We start from the raw sequence: 19,411 nt of genomic DNA, 5'->3' as shown, positions 1-19,411 counted from the left end.
GCGTCCGTTGGGTCGCGGGCCCGGTAGGAGAGGCTGGAAAGACACAAGGAGGGGCACCTATCCGAATGGAGCGGTGCGCAATCCCTATGCCAATCTGCAATCAGGAAAGAGCACGCGCTACTCAAGCGGCAGATCCATCAAAGGAGCCGCTAGCTATGAAAGCGCACATCAAGGTATGCTTGCTCAGTGCTGTGAGCTGTGTCACGCTCGCAGCGTGCAGCAGTATGAAGACCCCTGCGAATATCGAAGAAGTCTCGCGCGGGGCTGGATATCAGGCACAGTATCGCGCCACGTCACAGACGGATAACGAGACCGCGTTTCTCCAATCCGCCTCCATGAATACAGCCAACTGCCGACCAGAGATCGGCGGCGGGCGCAACTCAGATATCGGCAAATGGAGCGGTCCCTCCCTCAATAGCCTTCTCGGAGAGAAGCTATCGCGCAATGACCTCGTACAGGTTACGGTCGATGGAGACGAGTTGCTGTCCAAAGCCTATGTGGTCTCGCGCGATGGCAACCTGAAACTCCCCTATCTGCCGCCGATCCCGGCTCAGGGTCGATCAACCGCAGAGGTCGAAGCCGCCCTCGCCCAGGCACTTGTGGCAGAGAACTTCTACGAAACGCTTCCGCGGATTGCCGTTCGCATCACGGATTTCGCATCTGTCTCCGTCGGAGTTGTCGGCGCGGTATTTGAACCGCATGCCGTAGAGATCGGTGGCGTACAAGGCGACGCGATGGACACAGGACGACAGCAAGCCATGGGTGCCTCGACGGAAGGGCGCAATCTTTCTGCTGCCCTACGTGCGGCTGGTGGTGTGCGTCCGGATGCGGATCTCTCTGCGGTAGAGCTTCACCGACAGGGCCGAATCTACCAGATGGACCTACGCGGTGTCTTTGATGGCACTGACCCCACTGACATTATGATGCTCACCGGCGACAAAATCGTCGTCAAAAGCCGCATGTGTTTTCAGGACAACCTGATGCGACCAAGCCCGATTAGCCCGCCGGGCGTCTCGCTTTACCTATCCAACCTGACACAGCCCGCAACTGGAAATGCGCCGTCTGCGATTGGCCGTGAATCTCGCCAAGTGCCTTACGGCACACGGTTTATGCAGGCTGTTGTGAATACCAACTGCGTCGGCGGAGCAAAGACAACAAACGCAAACCGTAGTGCGGTGCTCTTTTCGCGCAACCCGGTGACCGGTGTCTCGGTTGTTATTGAACGCCGTATCGAAAACCTCTTGCGGCGTGGTGACCGGGATGACTACGACCCCTATGTTCTCCCGGGGGATGCCATCGCCTGCTATGATAGCGCGGTGACGAGCGTTGCCGAAATCGGTCGTGTCATCGGCACGATTGGCGCTGCAACGCTCTTGCTTAACGACTAAGCCTGACGCGCGCGCAAGACCGTTGCGCGCGCATCTTCCCAAGCCGTACTCGCGGCCCCTGCCAGAGATGCAAGCACCTCACGATCATTGTCCTTGGCCGCCATTTCGATATTGACCAAGACATCTCGGAGCTCAAGAAACCCATACATCGCCGCAGAGCCCGCCAACCTGTGGCTCTGCGATGCGAGCGTGTCGAGATCACCTTCGGCCCAATCCGAACGCCCGAGATCCCCAAGCATCGCGTCTGCCTCCGCCACAAATCGCTCTGCGAAGCGGTCAAACGCATCTGGACCAAGGTCCTCGCGCATTGCATTCAATGGCTCATGCATCTCTCGGGCGCTGCCTTCCCCGACTGGGTGCTTTCCTCCAAGCAGCGCCGCCAGCGCTTTGCGCAGTGTGGAAAGCGCGAGGGGTTTTCCAACAAAAGCGGTCATCCCAGCATCGCGAAACCCTTGAACCGCTTCGGGGAGCACATTCGCAGAAACCGCGAGAATGGGAACATCCACTGAGCGGCCCTCTCCCGCACGAATATGCCGCGCTGCGGTCGGTCCATCCATAACCGGCATACTGACATCCATGAGGATGGCGTCGAACCGATGACCATAGGCAGCATCCACGCCTTCCTTCCCGTTCTTCGCGGTGGTGACCTTATGTCCGTCAATCTCGAGCATCTTGCGGATCACTGCGAGATTGATGTCGTTGTCTTCGACAACAAGAAGGTCGAGACATTGCAGGTCAGATAGTTGCGCCTCGTGTGCAGACGGTCTCCGCGCGGCATCAACCACTTCAAGAGGCAAGCGCACCCAGAACACGCTCCCTTCTCCAACACTGCTCTCGACCCCTATTTCGCCGCCCATCGCTTGTGTAAAGCGGCGCGCGATCCCCAGACCGAGACCGGTCCCACCAGCAGAACGCTCAAAAGAAGGATCATGAGTGTGAAAGTCTTCGAATATCTCGTCTTGATGCTCTTCCGCAATACCGACGCCGGTATCGACTATCCGGAATTCATAGACAGGGTGTTGCCCTGGTGCGCTCTCCTCAGCGACCTCAACTTCGAGCGATATGCGCCCATTCTCACAGAATTTTATGGCGTTTCCGACAAGGTTTAGAAGAATCTGCCGCAAGCGCTGGGCATCGGTTGCAACCCATGGTCTTGCAGGGCCAGACCATTGCCATTCGATGCTATTGCCACGCTGGGCGGCGTTGCCGCTTTGGCTATCGACAAGCTCTTGCATCAAGACCCCGAGATCAATCGGTTCACGCTGAACCGAAAGTTTGCCGGCCTCAAAACGTGCGATATCAAGAACTGTATCGACATGGGTTAGAAGAAGCTGGCCGGACAGATCCATGTTCTGAATGATCTGCACCTGCTGCCGCGATGGGTTGAGGTTCTTTAGGAGCGACAAGTTGCCAAGCAAGCCATTCAGAGGTGTGCGAATTTCATGACTCATCACCTTCAAGAAATCCGACTTGGCCCGCTCACCCGCGAGCGCCTTGTCTCGGGCCGCGATAAGCTCTTCCTGCGCCGCAACCGTTTCAGAAATGTCGCGCAGAAATCCGATGATGATCTCCCCATTGGCGAGCGGAGCCGACTGCAATGCGAGTTCTACAGGGAAGACATCTCCGTTTTTTCGCATGCCTTGCAATTGCACGCGCCCGTGTCCGACCACGCGCCGTTCGCCACCGTGGCGCATCCGTTTGATGCCCGCAGCATGTAGGTCCCGCAACTCGGGAGGCACGATCAAATCGCCTATTGAACGGCCTTTCGCCTCGTCCGCGCCATAGCCAAAGATGCTCTCTGCGGCGCGATTGAATTCAATGACTTTTCCACTCTCATCAGAGACAATCACCGCGTCATGCGAAGTCGACAGGATGGTATTCATCCTCTGGTTGGCTTTCACCAGATCATCGCCGCGTCGTTGAGTAATTCGGTTGATATAGATGAGGTAGATGCTGGCCAGGGCCAATACTACCAAGAGGCCAATAGACAAAATCGCCAACCGCGTCAGTGTGGCCGTTGTCTCCGCACGCTGAAGATCTGACTGACCTGCGAAATAGGCCAAACCGTGCAAGGATAACAAACGCACCTGCGAACGCAGCGCATGAGCCTCCTGCCAGAGTTCGACGATTCCGTTCTGTAAGCCCTGATCCGGCCCGTCGATCAGCGGGACCGCTTGATCCAGGAACCCTGTGACCTTGGCAAGCGGACGTCCAAAATCGGACGTCTGCCGCAAAGGCTCATAAAGCTGCGCCCGCGACAAGGTATCGACTCGGCTATAGAAGACATCGAATTGCCGGCGCACCTTCGTAAGATCTTGAGGCACAGGCACCGGCCCACCTTCCGCATGGAGATGCTGTTCAAGCGCGTTCAGAAAGGCCAGATGTTCGACCTCAACTTGGGTCAACGTCCATTGCACATTGTCGGAACTGGCGGTGCGCTGCTGTTCCAGACCAAGGATCACTCTGCTGGTCAGGAACACCAGCACCACGAAACACAATAGGACCGAAAAGCCCGCCGCCCAACTGAGCCACAGGCTATATCGGCGAAAATGACCTAGAAATGAACCGCGCTTCCTCATAAGCCCATGGTCCGCATTCCACTGGATGCGTCCAGCGTTATTTCACGATCTCGATCCGGTCGAGCTGCCAGATGCTTCTGGAGTAAATCACTTCCGTGCGAAAATCTTCATCACTGTCATAGGGATAGACGATCCAAAGAGGCCCCTTCTGACGGCGTGACATCGTTTCGCCATCCATCTCGTAGGCAACAATCGGTGCGCCTGCTTGAATGCTGTCTACGGGAATCTCGATCGAGTAGTCGTTCAACGCAGTGGCCCGAAGCGTCTTCCCATTCACTCCGACCACTTCCAGAAGCTCGATCAAGGAGACCCCTTTGAAGGTCTTGACGCCTTCGGTCCAAAGCGTCGTCGTACGAAACCGCGTCGCTGGCATCGCCATAAGCATATCCATATCGAACTGCGCGGCACCTTCAGCGTTGGTGTTCGCAATCTCACCCGACACCGTCAGGAGAACCTCGCCTTCGGGACGTGGCACCTCATCTGCAACGGCAGGCCCGACCAACACACCCAAAGACAGGCCGAGGAACATCAAAAAGCGCAACATGATTTGCTTCTCCAATAGGAAATCGGACCGATCATGCCCGAGGGACAGCATCGGTTTAAGTCGGGCATGCGGACAGAACCCTATCCATACGGATAGGGTTCTGTCTTGTTCTCTGGCTCAAGCGGCTTGCGACAGGCCGGTCGCGCGCCCTCGCAAGAAGCCTTGCAGATTGTCGATCAGGTCGGGACGATCAAGAGCGTAGGCAATCGTGGCATTCAAGAAACCGGAAACGGACCCACAATCGAAGCGCTCCCCGTCGAACTCGAAACCGTTGACACCCGTTTCCGCGATATCCGCCGCAATTGCGTCGGTCAGTTGGATTTCGCCACCCGCACCCGGACCTTGCACCGCGAGCCGCTCAAAAATACTCGGCTCGAGGATATAGCGCCCCACGACACCGGACTGCGACGGGGCTTCTTCTGGGCGCGGTTTTTCCACCAGCCCGCGCAAGATTTGCACCGCACCCTCGCGGCGCTCAATATCGACAACCCCATAGGAGCTGATCCGATCATCGCATACGCTTTCCGTCGCAATCATATGGCCGCGGTTCTTTGAATGGGCCTCGACCATCTGTTTGAGAGCCGGCGTGCGGGCGCGGATCAGATCATCTGGCAGGATTACGGCAAAAGGTTCATCCCCAACGAGGCGCCGCGCCAATAGCACTGCATGCCCCAACCCTTTGGGATTTTCCTGGCGCACAAAGCTCACCGCGCCTTCCGCGACATGCGACGGGCGAAGCGCTTCGAGTGGTCCCGTCTTGCCTTTCTCCGACAAGGTACGCTCCAAGGCGGGCGCTGCCCCGAAATAGTTCTCGAGCGCCGTCTTGCCCGGCGACGTGATAAAGATGAATTCCTCGATTCCAGCGGCACGCGCCTCGTCCACCGCATACTGGATCAAGGGCCGATCCACGAGCGGTAGCATTTCCTTCGGAACTGTCTTTGTCGCAGGCAGAAAACGGGTTCCCATACCAGCGACGGGGAAGACGGCTTTTCTTACAGGTTTCATAACGTTTTTCCTCTCATTCGGAATTAGTAGGCTCCACGCCCCGAGAAAACGGCGCGGAAGGTCAGAGCAATCAGGATTAAGTTGAGTAGCGTGGAACGCGCGCGCACATAGGCGAGATCGAGGTCGATCATCTTGTCAAAACCGATATCCGCCCGCCCAGACACTTGCCACAAACCGGTGATGCCGGGCTTCACTGCAAGACGGCCCATGGCGCGGGACGGGTACTTATCGACCTCTTCCTGCAACGCGGGGCGTGGCCCAACCACAGACATCTCACCCCTCAACACGTTGAGAAGTTGAGGCAATTCATCAAGCGAAAGACGGCGCAGGTACTTTCCGATCCGTGTGACACGCGGGTCATTTCGAGATTTAAAGCACACCCCTTCGCGATCAGATTTCGCGAGTAGAGCCGCGCGGCGCGCCTCTGCGTCCACATGCATCGAGCGAAACTTGTAGACACCAAACGTGCGGCCGTCCTTGCCAACGCGTATCTGCTTGAACAAGGCCGGGCCCTTGCTGTCGAGCCGGATCAACGCGGCCAATGTCAGCATGGGAAGGCCCAACACCGCCAAACCTAAGCTTGCGATCACAATATCCAAGCAACGTTGCGAATCCATCTGCCGTGCCGCATGAACGCAGGCCCGCATCAGGAAAGTGGCATTTCCGACAAGATAGCGTTTGGCCATGCGGCGCGGCTCCATCGCGAGCCGCCATACCCATTCCATCCGCCGCTTTCGCAACCAGTGCGGAGCCCGTCTCACATTGCCAGCAAGGAAATCAAAAAGCGCGCCAACGCCGAGAACCAATGGAGCATCGATCAACTGTCGATGCGCATCGATCCAAAGTTCCTGACGCGGGACTCCCATCGCAACGAGCACGATGTCCGCACCCGACGCATTGATCTCTTCGATCACATCGAGAGGACGCGCCACATCGCCATATCCGTCCCGCGTTCCTGCAACTTGCAAACCAGGAATGTCGAGGCAAAGGCGCGCCGCTGCTGCCCTTGCAGTACCGGGCTTACCACCAAGAAGAAAGACCGATAGCCCCCACTCCGCAGCCTGACGCAGAAGGCGCGGCGTGAAATCCGTCCCGTTCAGGTTTTCGGCGATTTGCTCTCCCTGCATCCGTGCCGCAAGTTCGACACCAATTCCATCAGGCAAGACCAAATCCGCACGCGCCATGGCAGCGGCATAGGCCGGGTCTTCTGCGCGGATATTCGCGCAATGTGCGTTGAGAAAAAAGACGCTTCGGCGCCCAGGAGACAGCAAGGTGCGCACAACGCGATCCGCAGACGCACTCACAACGCGCTGCCCCAGGATTCTGCATGTCGGCAGGGCATGCGGGGTCGCAGCGACAGAGCCGTAGTATAGATGTCTGGCGGGTTCGAAATGCATGACGTGATCTCCGGCACATGTCAGTTAAGCAGTGTCCGGTAACCATGATGGTCCCTGCGACTTGGCGATAGCCGGGCGAAGGGACAGTTCTTGACGCGGGTGGTTGAAAGCTCATCCCATAGGGCATTATGATGATCCCAGAGGGAGATGTATCTATACGCAAGGATAGGTAAAACGCAGGATCCTGATCTTCAATCCGCCGCAATCTCCCAGTATCAGGTACGTAAGTTAACTCGGAGTAACCCCGTGAAGATATTGATTGCAGATGATCACGAGTTGGTTCTCGATACGTTGGTCGCTTATATTAAGGCAGCAGGTGGAATCGAAGTCACGACGGCGCCGGATTTCAACACCGCCGCGAAGATCATCAAGGCGGAAGGCCCCTTTGATCTTGTCCTGCTCGATCTCAAGATGCCCGGTATGAACGGTCTCAAAGGCCTCGAAATGGCCATCGCCATGGACAACACCGAGCGGGTCGCCCTTTTCACGGGAGAAGCGACGCGATCGCTTGCAGAAAGAGCACTTGATCTCGGAGCTGCGGGTTTCGTACCCAAAACGCTTCCTGCCCGCTCTCTTGTAAACGCCATTCGCTTCATGGCGATGGGTGAGCAATACTTGCCTGCCGGGTTCATGACCTCTGAAGAACCCGAATCCCAGCATCCGCTCGCCCGTAAACTTACGCCCCGTGAGAAACAGGTGCTGCGCGGACTGACCGAAGGCAAATCCAACAAGGAAATTGCCCGCGACCTCGACCTTTCCGAACCGACGGTAAAACTGCATGTGAAAACGCTTTATCGCAAACTCGGCACCAATAACCGGACCCAAGCGGCCTTGATGGCGCAGGAAGAAGGCTTGCTCTAAGCTGCCTGCTATCCGAAGGGGTAGCCATCTCGTCTTTCGCGCGGTGACGTATCCCCTTGGCCGAATGACTTGAAGCCCGTGATCAGCGTAGTCCTCTTAACCATAAAGAGGACTCTTGCATGACTTCCCCGGATCATATCGAAACCGTCAGCTCCACAAACCCACTGCGGTGGCTGTCCATTTGTCGCCGCCCTTTGCGCTCGCTAAGTTGGCGTCGCATCCTAACGGGGGGACGGCTTTCGGACGCTGGCCGCCTGCCGCGGTACGCAGCAGTGTTTTTTCTCGGGGCCAGCGCTCTTTGGGCGCCGATCATGGGATACCTTGCGACGGCGCCGCTCAAGTTCAGTTCCCACGCTTCCCTGATCCTACCTGGATCCGGTGCATCCGCTTCGGTCAATCTCAACGAGATTGGCCACGCTTCGTCCTACGCCAATTCCGCCTTCTCGAACGGCTCTGTCAGCCCGACTGAGACCTACAAACGCCTGATCGGCGCAGATCGCATTCTGGAAACGGCGGCGGCAAGCCTTGGCCTAAGCCATCACGAACTAGAAAGGCCAAGAGTCACACTGGTCGATCAAACCAGCCTTATTCACATCGAGGTCAAAGGCGGGGATCCCGAGGCCGCACAACTCTATGGAAACGCACTCATCGCAGCGTTCTTTGACGAGATCGATCAGCTGCGCTCTGATGAACTCGCCACGCGCGAAAAAAGCGGCAACTCAGCGATCGAAGATTATACCCAGTCCGTGCGCGACACACGCGCCGCGATCAACGAACTGCAGGCCCGAAGTGGCCTCACCAACGCGGATCAGTACCGCGCGCAACTCGCGGCCCACGATCGCCTAAAGCAGGAACTGAGCTCTCTGGAGAACGAACTGGAGCATCAGGCTGTGAAGGTCAGCGCTCTGGAAACCGCGCTCAACCTGCCACCCGAGTCCGCAGCGATGACGCTTAAGCTCTATGCTGACGCCCCCTATCTTGAACTGTTGAAAGAGGTGTCCATTCATGCCGCTGTCCTTGCACAAGCCGCGACCACGTTTGGCGCGCGCCATCCAACCCGCCTGAAAGCGCAAGACGCCTATGACGCGGCGACAAATGCCGCGCGTACCAGGGCCGCGGCGGTCACAGGGTTGACGATGGAAGACCTACCACATCTCGACAGAGCGCCGGAAGGACAGCGAGCCGCGCTTCTGAGCGAACTCGTGCGCGAGAACGCCCACCGCGCCGGGCTCGCCCGTCAATATATGGCTATGGCAGAACGCGTTGACGAGGAAGAAGATCGGCTAACGGCCTTAGCTAGTCTGGCAGCCGAGCTTGAAGATCGGCAGCGCGATTTTGCTGTTGCCGAAGCGGTATTTGCCTCGGCCATTGCCCGCACTCAATCGACCAAAACCGACGTCTATGCGTCCTATCCTTTGATTCAGGTCCTTGAGAACCCGTCCCGCCCCGAACACCCTTCGTCTCCGAGACGCAAACTCGCTCTGGCTGCGGGGATCGCGGCCACCTTCATGTTGTGCATGGGGCTGTTTCTCGCTTGGGTGCGCCAACCGCTCGTTTCCCGCCTGCTGAATACGCCGAAGGAACGGTGATGCATCCGCTCCGACCGCGCAATCCTGCCGAGTCCCTCATATGGCATAGCTTGACACTCACTTGGGTGTTCTATGCCTTCGGGGCACTCTACGTGGTCGGGCCAGTCCTCGCTTGGGTGCTTGCGGGACTAGCGGCGCTATCCCTCTACCTCGGCAAAGCCATCCGTCGCGATCTATGGCCGACCGGTCCAGTGCCCTGGATCGTCTGGCTCTGGATCATCGGAATGAGTGTCATGCTGATCGCCCTATGGATCGGTCATATCGACTGGGGCTTGGGGCTGAAGAAGACGATCAAATCGAGTATTGGTTGGGCCAAGGGTTGGGCACTCCTTGCCCTGTTTCCCTTGGTTGGAGCGGTGTTGCCCATCCGACGCGAGCTCCTGATACGCGCGCAATGCGTGCTTGGCCTCTGGACCTTGCTCATCGCACCGATCTTGCTGCTTGCCCCTTACCTCGGTTTGCCCGAGCGAATTTTCACCTCGCCGCTGAAGGCGGTCGGTGGACCGGGGCCGGAGTATTTCTCGGTCTACCTATTTACCTTCGACCCTGCGAGCTGGACACCTCGCTGGCAGTTCTACGCACCATGGTCGCCTTTCGCGGCACTGCTCGGCGTATTGTCGGTCCTCTTCGCCCTTGAAGAGAGGCATCGCGGCTGGATGCTGGCGGGGCTAGGCGCTGGGGTTCTAATGATCCTTGCCTCAAAATCACGTATGGGGCTCGTTGGTCTGGTCTGTTGCACATTCGGACCAAGGTTGCTGCCACTCGTCATCAAGAGCTGGGCCTGGCTGGCCCTATCGGCTGTCACGGCAAGCTTCGCCACTTGGGGTGCGACAGCGCTTGATCTCGGAAAGGCCGGCATACATGGCTTCAAGGCAGCGCGCGCCGATAGCACGCGCGTGCGAGAAACGCTTCAACGCATTGCGCGCGAAAGATGGGAGACCGATGCCGTTTGGTTTGGTCACGGCACCGTTCAACCGGGACCGCATCTCGTGGAATACATGCCAATCGGCAGCCACCACACATGGTTTGGCTTGCTCTTCGTCAAAGGTCTCGTGGGCTTTCTCGCCTTGTTGGTTCCGCTATTGGCCCACCTCGCCGTTGTGCTTATGGACGGCGCCCGCAATCCAAGGGGCCGTCTGCCACTCGGTATTCTCATGACCCTTGTTCTACTTTCTTTTGGCGAGAACCTCGAAATCGAAGCTTACATGCTCTGGCCCGCGCTCATCTTGCTCGGCTGTCACCTCCGGGAGATGTCACGAGACCCCGAAGGTCGCGAGCAATCTCACCCAAACTTCCCTCCCCCCTCCGAATCGCCATTTCAACATGCGACTTCCAGCGCTGCGTAGGTCATCACTTTCGCCGCAAGGCAATTTCCGTGCAGCAGCGCGCTTTTGAACCTGAAGATGTCGCTTGCATTTCAGCAATGGGCCCGCCCTCGGACCACTCTGAAAAAATGAGGTGCTGCTGTTTCGTTGGAAACGGCAGAGAATTGGGAAACCGGTGCAATTCCGGTACTGCCCCCGCAACGGTAACGAAGGTCAGGTTTCGACAGTCAACCACTGGAACGAGGATTCCGGGAAGGTGTCGCAACCGGGCGTAGGCCCCTTCCAAGTCCGGAAACCAGCCTCATGCATATGTCAAACCGCGGGTGGCGGTGGGGGCACCTGTTTCGGGCGGCGTCCTCACGCCACCGAATGGCGTCTCCCTGTCATCCGCCCAGAAATCGCCGCGGGGCGCGGCAGGAGAGCCAGAAATGAATTCAGCAACCGAGCTTCTTGCGCGGCGCAGGCCGGGCCATTCCCTTGAACAGGCGTTCTATATCGACCCGGACATCTTCCAACTAGACCTCGAGACCATCCACTATCGCGATTGGCTGTTTGCCATTCCTGCCTGCGAATTGGAAAAGCCGGGCAGCTATGTAACGCACAAAGTGGGTGCCTACAGAGTGATCATCGTGCGCGGTGCGGACAATGAGGTCAGGGCCTTTCACAACACCTGCCGACACCGCGGCTCAGTGATCTGCAAAGCGCGCAAAGGCAACGCTCCCAAACTGGTCTGCCCGAATCACCAATGGACCTACGAACTCGACGGCTCCTTGCTGTGGGCCCGAGATATGGGTTCGGATTTCGACCCGAGCCAGCATGGGTTGAAGACAGTGCATTGCCGTGAACTGGCCGGCTTGGTCTATATCTGCCTTGCAGATGAGGCACCTGATTTCGACACCTTCGCCGAGATCGCGCGCCCCTATCTTGAACCGCACGATCTTGCCAACGCTAAGGTCGCTCATGAAAGCTCAATCATTGAAAAGGGCAACTGGAAACTGGTCTGGGAAAACAACCGAGAATGTTATCATTGCGGCGGCAATCACCCTGCCCTTTGCCGCACCTTCCCGGATGATCCCACTATCACAGGGATTGAAGAGGGTGCGACACCGCCGCACCTAAAGACCCACTTTGATCGTTGCGAGGCCGTGGGTCTACCGTCGCAGTTCTACATGCACGACGACGGCCAGTTCCGCTTGGCACGCATGCCCCTAAAGGAAGGCGCTGAAAGCTATACAATGGATGGGAAGTCGGCTGTACGTCGCTGGCTTGGACGCGCGCCTTTCGCGGATGCAGGCTCTTTGTTGAAGTTCCACTACCCGACAACCTGGAACCACTTCCTTGCCGACCATTCCATCGTTTTCCGCGTGACCCCGATTAGCCCCACGGAAACTGAAGTCACGACCAAATGGTTGGTCCACAAGGACGCAGTCGAAGGTGTGGACTACGATCTGAAACGGCTCACCGAGGTCTGGCAAGCGACGAATGACGAGGACCGTCAGGTGGTCGAGGATAACCAACAAGGCATCGATAGCCCGGCCTATGTTCCCGGTCCCTATTCCGCAATTCAGGAATCCGGCGTTCTACAGTTTGTCGATTGGTATTGCACAACGTTGGCCGAACGCCTGCATTCTGATGCTCTGGCCGCGGAGTAGAAAAATGATCTCATCTTCCTCTTTCTCCTCTGCGCTCTGGCTGGACAACGAGATGCTGGAATGTGTCTCGGTCGTGCCCGAAATGGCGGACACGGCTAGCTTCTCATTTCGTTCGCCTTCCGGAGCACAGTTCTCCTATGATCCGGGTCAGTTTTTGACCCTGGAAATCCCTGCGCCGGAACAGCCAGGTGGCGTTGTGCATCGCACCTATACGATCTCGTCTTCGCCTTCGCGCCCGCGTACGATTACCATCACCGCGAAGGCGCAAACCGATAGTATCGGGACACGCTGGATGCTCGACAACCTGAAACCGGGAATGCGACTCAAGGCTATTGGGCCTGCGGGTTTGTTCTCGAACGCGGACAGTCAGGCAGAGAAATTTCTGTTCCTCTCAGCGGGATCGGGGATCACACCGATGATGTCCATGACCACCTGCATGTGGGATGAAGGGCGCGATCTGGACGTGGTGTTCATCAACTGCGCCAAACGTCCTTCCGAGATTATCTATCGCCAACGCTTGGAACAGATGGCCAGTCGAACCTCCGGCTTGGATCTGAAGTTCGTGGTTGAAGAACCCGATCCCTTCCGCCCTTGGACCGGCTATCAGGGGTTCTTCAATCAACTTATGCTCGGTCTCATGGCGCCGGACTACCTCGAGCGCGAGGTCTACTGCTGCGGCCCTGAGCCATTTATGACGGCGGTGCGCGAGGCTTTGGTAGGGCTCGGGTTCGATATGGAGAACTACCATCAGGAGAGCTTTGGTGCGCCGGTCGAAACTGTCGCGGAACAACCAGAGCTTGACGATGTAATTCCGGATGATGACAGCAAGGCCGAAATCACCTTCAGCAGTTCAGGTGTGACGGCAAAGGTGGTGGAAACCGACACAGTCCTCGCGGCCGCACGTTCGGTCGGGCTGAACATCCCCTCCGGCTGTACGTTCGGGGTCTGTGGCACCTGCAAGATCAAGAAAACCGAAGGCGAGGTCCATATGGTCCACAATGGCGGTATTTCCGAAGACGATATCGAGGCCGGGTATATTCTAGCCTGCTGCTCAAATCCAATCGGCAAGGTCACAGTTGATGTTTAAGAAAGGGGCGCGCAACCTGCGCGTCCCTCCTAGTTTATTGGCACCTTTTAGAAATCCCAATCCTCATCCTCGGTCGCGACCGCCTTACCGATAACATAGGAAGATCCAGACCCAGAGAAGAAGTCATGGTTCTCACTGTCCGGACTCAGAGCCGCCAGGATCGCAGGATTGACCTCAGAGACTTCGGGTGGGAACAACGCTTCAAAACCAAGGTTTTGCAGGGCTTTGTTTGCGTTGTAGTGCAGAAAAACCTTCACATCCTCGGTCAATCCGATCTCGTCATAGAGCTCTTCGGTATATTGGTTCTCAATCCCATAGAGCTCGAACATCAGCGAGAAAGCATAGTCCTTCAACGCCTGTTGTTCTGCGTCGTCCAACTTCTCATAGCCTCGTTGGAATTTGTAACCGATGTAATAACCGTGGACGGCCTCATCGCGAATAATCAAGCGGATCAGATCGGCCGTATTGGTGAGCTTTGCGCGGCTCGACCAATACATCGGCAGATAGAAGCCCGAATAAAACAGGAAACTCTCAAGGAACACCGACGCGATCTTGCGTTTCAAGGGATCATTGCCCGGCGCATAGGTCTCGAGGATTGCCTTTGCCTTGGCTTGCAGGTGCGGGTTTTCCTCGGACCAACGGAATGCCTCGTCAATTTCTTTCGTCGAACACAGCGTCGAAAAGATCGAAGAATAGCTACGGGCGTGTACCGCTTCCATGAAAGCGATATTCGTCAGCACGGCCTCTTCATGTGGCGTGACCGCATCAGGCATCAGCGATGGCGCACCGACCGTATTTTGAATCGTATCAAGAAGCGTCAACCCGGTGAAAACCCGGATCGTCAGCTCCTTCTCGTGATCCGTAAGTGTGGCCCAGCTCGGAATATCGTTGGAAAGCGGGACTTTCTCCGGCAGCCAGAAGTTCACCGTGAGGCGGTTCCACACCTCGAGATCTTTCTCATCGTCGAGGCGGTTCCAGTTGATCGCGCGCGGGATCGTGACGGTTTGCGGCAGGTCTTTCATCATCTCTCTCCAATCACAGGCTACAGGACACGCAGCCCTGAACCTCAGTCCCCTCTAGGGCCTCTTGGCGCAGACGCACGTAGTAAATGGTTTTGATACCCTTCTTCCAGGCATAGATTTGCGCCCTGTTTATATCGCGCGTCGTCGCCTCAGCAGGGAAAAACAAGGTGAGAGACAGCCCTTGATCGACATGTTCCGTGGCCGCTGCGTAAGTATCGATCAAGCGCTCCGGCCCGATCTCATACGCATCCCGGTAGTATTCGAGGTTGTCATTGTTCATGAAGGCGGCAGGGTAATAGACGCGCCCGATCTTGCCCTCTTTGCGGATTTCGATCTTCGAGACGATGGGATGAATCGAAGAGGTCGAGTTGTTGATATAAGAGATCGAGCCCGTGGGCGGTACGGCCTGAAGATTGCGGTTGTATAGCCCGTGCTCCATCACGTCGGCCTTCAATGCCTCCCAATCCGCGCGGGTCGGCAAGGTGATACCCTCGAACAGCCGCTTAACCACATCGTTTTCCGGGAGCCAGTCCTGCGTGGTGTACTTTTCGAAGAACGCGCCCGACGCATAGTCTGATGCCTCAAACCCTGCAAAGCTCCGCCCACGCTCCTGCGCGAGTTCGCAAGAGGTACGAATGGCGTGGTAGGCTACAGCAGCGAAATAGACAGACGTGAACTCAACCCCTTCCGCGCTGCCATAATGGACATGTTCACGCGCGAGGAACCCATGCAGGTTCATCTGCCCAAGGCCAACAGCATGGCTTTCGTCGTTCCCCCGCCGAATAGACGGCACGGAATCGATCGCAGACATCTCCGACACCGCAGTCAGTGCGCGGATCGCAGCGCCAACCGTCTGGCCCAGATCCTTGCCATCCATGGTCTTCGCGATATTGAGAGATCCGAGATTACAGGAGATATCGATGCCGAGCTTGGCGTAGCTCAGGTCATCGTTGAACTCGGACGCTTCGTTCACCTGAAGGATTTCCGAGCACAGGTTCGACATGTTGATCCGACCCGCAATCGGGTTCATCCGGTTCACCGTGTCCTCGAACATCACATAGGGATAACCGCTCTCGAATTGTATCTCCGCGATGGTCTGAAAGAACGCGCGCGCGTTGATCTTCTTCTTGTGGATACGCTTGTCATCCACCATCTCCTCATACTTCTCGGTGATGGAGATTTCGGAGAAAGGCACACCATAGACTTTCTCAACGTCATGCGGCGAGAACAAGTACATGTCAGCGTTCTTCTTGGCGAGTTCAAAGGTGATATCCGGCACCACCACACCGAGAGAGAGCGTCTTGATACGAATTTTTTCGTCTGCGTTCTCGCGCTTGGTGTCGAGGAACCGCATAATATCAGGATGATGGGCATTGAGATACACGGCTCCTGCCCCCTGCCGCGCGCCCAACTGGTTCGCATAGGAAAAGCTATCCTCGAGGAGTTTCATCACCGGGATCACACCGGAGGATTGGTTCTCAATTCCCTTGATCGGAGCGCCATGTTCCCGAATGTTGGTCAGCAGAAGCGCAACACCGCCCCCGCGCTTGGAAAGCTGCAATGCGGAATTGATGCCCCGCCCAATGCTCTCCATGTTGTCTTCGAGCCGCAGAAGGAAACATGAAATCAGCTCGCCGCGCGATGCCTTGCCTGCGTTCAAGAAGGTAGGGGTGGCAGGCTGAAAGCGCCCGGAAAGGATCTCATCCATGAACGACATGGCAAGATCCTCATCACCGCGCGCCAACGCCAACGCGGTCATGACCACCCGGTCTTCATAGCGCTCAAGGAACCGCTGCCCGTCCCGGGTCTTTAGCGTGTAGGAGGTGTAGTATTTGAACGCGCCAAGAAAGGTCGGAAAGCGAAACTTGCGGGCAAACGCGGCCTCCCAGATTTTGCGCATGAAGTTCTTGGAATACTGATCCAGCACCGCCGCTTCGTAGTATCCTTCATCCACCAGATAGCCGAGTTTCTCATCCAAAGAATGGAAGAAAACAGTGTTCTGATTCACATGCTGGAGAAAGTACTGGCGTGCGGCCAATCGATCCGCGTCAAAGCGAATATTTCCCTCTGAGTCATAGAGGTTCAGCATCGCATTCAGCGCGTGGTAGTCCAGCGTATTCAGATCGCTGTCGAGCATAGTTCTTCCCCTAGCGTCACGAGCCCAGCGCGCACGCGGGCAATGTCGGTTTGCGTGCCCGCCAACTCAAAACTGTATAGCTGAGGCACATTGCATTTCTGTGAGATGATGCGACCCGCAAGGGCGTAGGTCGCACCGAAATTTCTGTTTCCGCTGCCGATCACCCCGACAAGCAGGCCGCGTCGCTGCGGGTCATTCAGGAACCGGATCACTTGCTTGGGCACTGCACCACGCCCCTCTCCATCCGCATAGGTCGGGCAGATCAGCACATAAGGCAAAGTGGGTTCCTGTAGCGAGGCCTCTACCTCGACCGGAATTCGTAGGGCCGGCCACTCAAGCTGCGACACGAACCTGTGGGTATTTCCCGATGCCGATGAATAGTAAACAAGCATCGGTGGCCGCTCAGACACCCCCTAGGCCAAACGCGCGATCATGTCGGGACGAAACCCGGACCAATGATCACCGCCCGCGACGACGACTGGCGCCTGTCGATATCCCAGTTCGGTGACATGCGTCATCGCGGCGTCATCCTGCGTCAGATCGACAACGTCGTAGGAAACCCCTTTGGCATCCAGCGCGCGGGTGGTTGCGGTGCACTGCACACATGCGGGTTTGGAATACACAATGATGCTCATCTGTCCTCTCTCTCTTTTTTGTACGAGTCGAGGACGCAGTGCCGGGCATCCGCCCAATGCACGCCCCCGAACCCTCCGTTCGTGGTCATCAAGTCGTGCTTGCGGCAGGTCTCCTGACTCGTGGATTTATGCTTGGCTGGCCTTCCCGAAAGCGTACTTTCAGTGGCGTATTCAACCGCGCTCTCCACTTACAGTTGCGGGGGCAGTGCCGGCTTTGAACCGTCTTCCCTCTTAGCCTCCGATCAGAATCGAAGGAACCGAAGCAACACCATATAGGGGGTGATGGCGGGTTGGTGTCAATATATGGAGGGCGCCCGGCGCAAATTTCTTTCTGCGCTGACGTAGATCAGAGCACTTTCACCTCACGAAAGCGGGCACCCTCCCTCTTGGGATGTTCGATCATTCGGCCTGCGCAGGTGTTCGCAGCACCTATTGCATCTAGGCCGAGAGAAGATCGGCCATCATGTCGCGCATTATGTATTTCTGAGGTTTGCCGGTGATCGTCATGGGGATCTCGTCAACGATGCGAAAGTGCCGCGGAACCTTGTAGTGCGCAATTTGCCCCTTCAACGCCTCGCGAAGTTCCTCTTCGCTCAAATCGGTGCCGGGCTTCGCAATCGCCCAAGCGCAGACTTCCTCGCCAAATTTCTCATCGGGAATCCCGAAGACCTGCACATCACTCACCTTCGGGTGCCGCATCAAGTATTCTTCGATCTCGCGCGGGTAGATGTTCTCTCCGCCCCGAATGATCATGTCTTTCACGCGGCCGACGATGGAGCAGAAGCCCTCTTCGTCGAACACGGCAAGGTCGCCGGTATGCATCCAACCGTCCACGATGCTCTCGCCGGTTTTGTCCGCATCTTCCCAGTAGCCCTTCATGACCGAATAGCCACGGGTGCAAAGTTCGCCCTGGCTGCCGACTGGGACAATCCGGCCCTCCGGATCGACGATCTTGACCTCGAGGTGGGGATGCACGCGCCCAACAGTCTCGCAGCGCTTCTCTGTCGGATCATCCACGAAGCTCTGAAACGAAACGGGCGCGGTTTCCGTCATGCCATAGCAGATCGTCACCTCATCCATGTTCATTTCAGAATTCACGCGCTGCATCACTTCGACAGGGCATGGCGCGCCCGCCATGATGCCTGTGCGCAGATTGGAAAGATCGCGCGGAGTATGATCGAGGTCTTCTAGCATCGCCACAAACATGGTCGGCACCCCATAGACCGCCGTACAACGCTCCTTGGACAGCGCATCAAGCGTCTGCGCCGCATCAAACCCTTCGCTCGGGAAGACCATGGTGGCTCCTTTGCTGACCGCGCCAAGGACGCCCATCACCATACCAAAGCAATGATAGAGCGGCACTGGAATCGCGAGCCGATCCGCCTCGGAGAGGCGAATACGGTCGGTCACGTAGCGAGCGTTGTTGACGATGTTGTAGTGCGACAGCGTCGCACCCTTCGGCATCCCAGTCGTGCCAGACGTGAATTGAATGTTTATCGCGTCATCGGGGTCGAGCGTCTTGTCGATTTCGGGGATGCGGAGTTGCTGAGCCGGGCCGCCTAGTTTCCTCAAATCCTCAAAAGCGTAAGCTCCGGCACCGGGGGTGTCATCCATGATGATGACATTTCTCAAATGCGGCAGTGTCGCTGAACGCAGACGCCCTGGTGCGCAGGTCGCCAATTCAGGGACGAGATTGCGGATCATACCGGCATAGTCGGACGTCTTGAAGGACTTGGCCGCGATAAGGGCTTTGCAGGCCACCTTGTTCAAAGCGTATTCCAACTCCCCCAAGCGATAGGCCGGGTTGATGTTCACAAGGACAAGGCCGACACGGGCAGTCGCGAACTGCGTCAACACCCACTCAAAGCGGTTGGGAGACCAGATCCCGACCCGGTCGCCCTTTTCAAGACCGAGCGCGAGCAGCCCGGAGGCCAACTCATCCACGGCGCGGTCGAGATCGTAATAGCTTAGCCGGATCCCCTGTTCGCAGAAAACGACGGCATCGCGGGGGCCGAACCTAGAAACCGCATCCCGCAAAAGCTGCGGGATGGTGATATAGGCCAATGGCGGGGTCGCCGGACCACGGACATAGGACTGCCCGTCTTGGGGAGCGATGCTGTGCACCGCCGCCCCGCTCTCTGATGACCAATCAGAGATGCGCGTCGCCAGACTTTCGTTCAAGATGGACAT

At 57.2% G+C, this 19,411-nt stretch carries 15 protein-coding genes and 2 riboswitches; of the genes, 6 read left to right on the top strand and 9 right to left on the bottom strand.

All coding sequences use genetic code 11. From position 1 onward, the window contains the following. Positions 1-224: 224 nt before the first annotated feature. Positions 225-1,388, top strand: coding sequence for a polysaccharide biosynthesis/export family protein (locus MK745_RS11225; RefSeq protein WP_347813649.1), 1,164 nt, complete (start codon positions 225-227; stop codon positions 1,386-1,388). Here the strand turns inward: MK745_RS11225 and MK745_RS11220 are convergent. The 4 genes from MK745_RS11220 to MK745_RS11205 form a co-directional block, all read right to left on the bottom strand. Continuing rightward, entirely contained in the window at positions 1,385-3,868 is a 2,484-nt protein-coding gene (locus MK745_RS11220) for a hybrid sensor histidine kinase/response regulator (RefSeq protein WP_243613382.1), read from the bottom strand. The genes MK745_RS11225 and MK745_RS11220 overlap by 4 nt on opposite strands. Before the next feature lie 136 nt (positions 3,869-4,004). Next, positions 4,005-4,511 (bottom strand): molybdopterin-dependent oxidoreductase, encoded by a 507-nt coding sequence (locus MK745_RS11215; protein ID WP_243613381.1) that lies wholly within the window; start codon positions 4,509-4,511, stop codon positions 4,005-4,007. Positions 4,512-4,628: 117 nt separating this feature from the next. Next, positions 4,629-5,516 (bottom strand): UTP--glucose-1-phosphate uridylyltransferase, encoded by an 888-nt coding sequence (locus MK745_RS11210; RefSeq protein ID WP_243613380.1) that lies wholly within the window; start codon positions 5,514-5,516, stop codon positions 4,629-4,631. Between the two features lie 23 nt (positions 5,517-5,539). Next, entirely contained in the window at positions 5,540-6,679 is a 1,140-nt protein-coding gene (locus MK745_RS11205; protein ID WP_431978971.1) for a sugar transferase, read from the bottom strand. A 480-nt stretch (positions 6,680-7,159) separates the two neighbouring features. On the opposite strand from MK745_RS11205, the gene MK745_RS11200 reads away from it, so the two are divergent. The 5 genes from MK745_RS11200 to MK745_RS11180 all read left to right on the top strand — a co-directional run bounded on the left by MK745_RS11200 (position 7,160) and on the right by MK745_RS11180 (position 13,427). Continuing rightward, on the top strand, positions 7,160-7,774 hold the full coding sequence (locus MK745_RS11200) for a response regulator transcription factor (protein ID WP_243613378.1): 615 nt from the start codon (positions 7,160-7,162) through the stop codon (positions 7,772-7,774). Between the two features lie 311 nt (positions 7,775-8,085). Continuing rightward, on the top strand, positions 8,086-9,363 hold the full coding sequence (locus MK745_RS11195) for a GumC family protein (protein WP_243613377.1): 1,278 nt from the start codon (positions 8,086-8,088) through the stop codon (positions 9,361-9,363). Beyond that, positions 9,363-10,709: an O-antigen ligase domain-containing protein gene (locus tag MK745_RS11190; protein WP_243613376.1), complete on the top strand. Its 1,347-nt coding sequence runs from the start codon at positions 9,363-9,365 to the stop codon at positions 10,707-10,709. Before MK745_RS11195 ends, MK745_RS11190 begins: the two co-directional genes overlap by 1 nt. 93 nt (positions 10,710-10,802) lie before the next feature. After that, positions 10,803-11,006, top strand: a riboswitch (cobalamin riboswitch). 110 nt (positions 11,007-11,116) lie between these two features. Then, positions 11,117-12,340 carry an aromatic ring-hydroxylating oxygenase subunit alpha gene (locus MK745_RS11185; protein WP_243613375.1) on the top strand — a complete coding sequence of 408 codons (1,224 nt, stop codon included), beginning with the start codon at positions 11,117-11,119 and terminating at the stop codon, positions 12,338-12,340. Between the two features lie 4 nt (positions 12,341-12,344). Beyond that, entirely contained in the window at positions 12,345-13,427 is a 1,083-nt protein-coding gene (locus MK745_RS11180) for a hybrid-cluster NAD(P)-dependent oxidoreductase (RefSeq protein ID WP_243613374.1), read from the top strand. Between the two features lie 47 nt (positions 13,428-13,474). Here MK745_RS11180 and nrdF read toward each other — a convergent pair whose 3' ends face one another. From nrdF to MK745_RS11155, 5 genes are all read right to left on the bottom strand, one after another. Beyond that, the gene (gene nrdF, locus MK745_RS11175; protein WP_243613373.1) at positions 13,475-14,449 is read right to left on the bottom strand and encodes a class 1b ribonucleoside-diphosphate reductase subunit beta; all 975 of its coding nucleotides are present in this window, start codon (positions 14,447-14,449) and stop codon (positions 13,475-13,477) included. Between the two features lie 13 nt (positions 14,450-14,462). Next, positions 14,463-16,586: a class 1b ribonucleoside-diphosphate reductase subunit alpha gene (nrdE, locus tag MK745_RS11170; protein WP_243613372.1), complete on the bottom strand. Its 2,124-nt coding sequence runs from the start codon at positions 16,584-16,586 to the stop codon at positions 14,463-14,465. Continuing rightward, complete coding sequence (nrdI, locus tag MK745_RS11165; RefSeq protein WP_243613371.1) at positions 16,568-16,978, bottom strand: class Ib ribonucleoside-diphosphate reductase assembly flavoprotein NrdI; 411 nt, start codon at positions 16,976-16,978, stop codon at positions 16,568-16,570. Before nrdI ends, nrdE begins: the two co-directional genes overlap by 19 nt. Before the next feature lie 21 nt (positions 16,979-16,999). Next, positions 17,000-17,221 carry a glutaredoxin-like protein NrdH gene (gene nrdH / locus MK745_RS11160; protein WP_243613370.1) on the bottom strand — a complete coding sequence of 74 codons (222 nt, stop codon included), beginning with the start codon at positions 17,219-17,221 and terminating at the stop codon, positions 17,000-17,002. Between the two features lie 86 nt (positions 17,222-17,307). Continuing rightward, positions 17,308-17,498, bottom strand: a riboswitch (cobalamin riboswitch). Positions 17,499-17,659: 161 nt separating this feature from the next. Then, the gene (locus MK745_RS11155) at positions 17,660-19,411 is read right to left on the bottom strand and encodes an AMP-binding protein (RefSeq protein ID WP_243613369.1); all 1,752 of its coding nucleotides are present in this window, start codon (positions 19,409-19,411) and stop codon (positions 17,660-17,662) included.

The organism is Shimia aestuarii (assembly GCF_022814865.1).
GTDB classification, from domain to species: Bacteria; Pseudomonadota; Alphaproteobacteria; order Rhodobacterales; family Rhodobacteraceae; genus Shimia; species Shimia aestuarii_A.
This window is presented reverse-complemented; position numbering and strand designations above follow the sequence as displayed.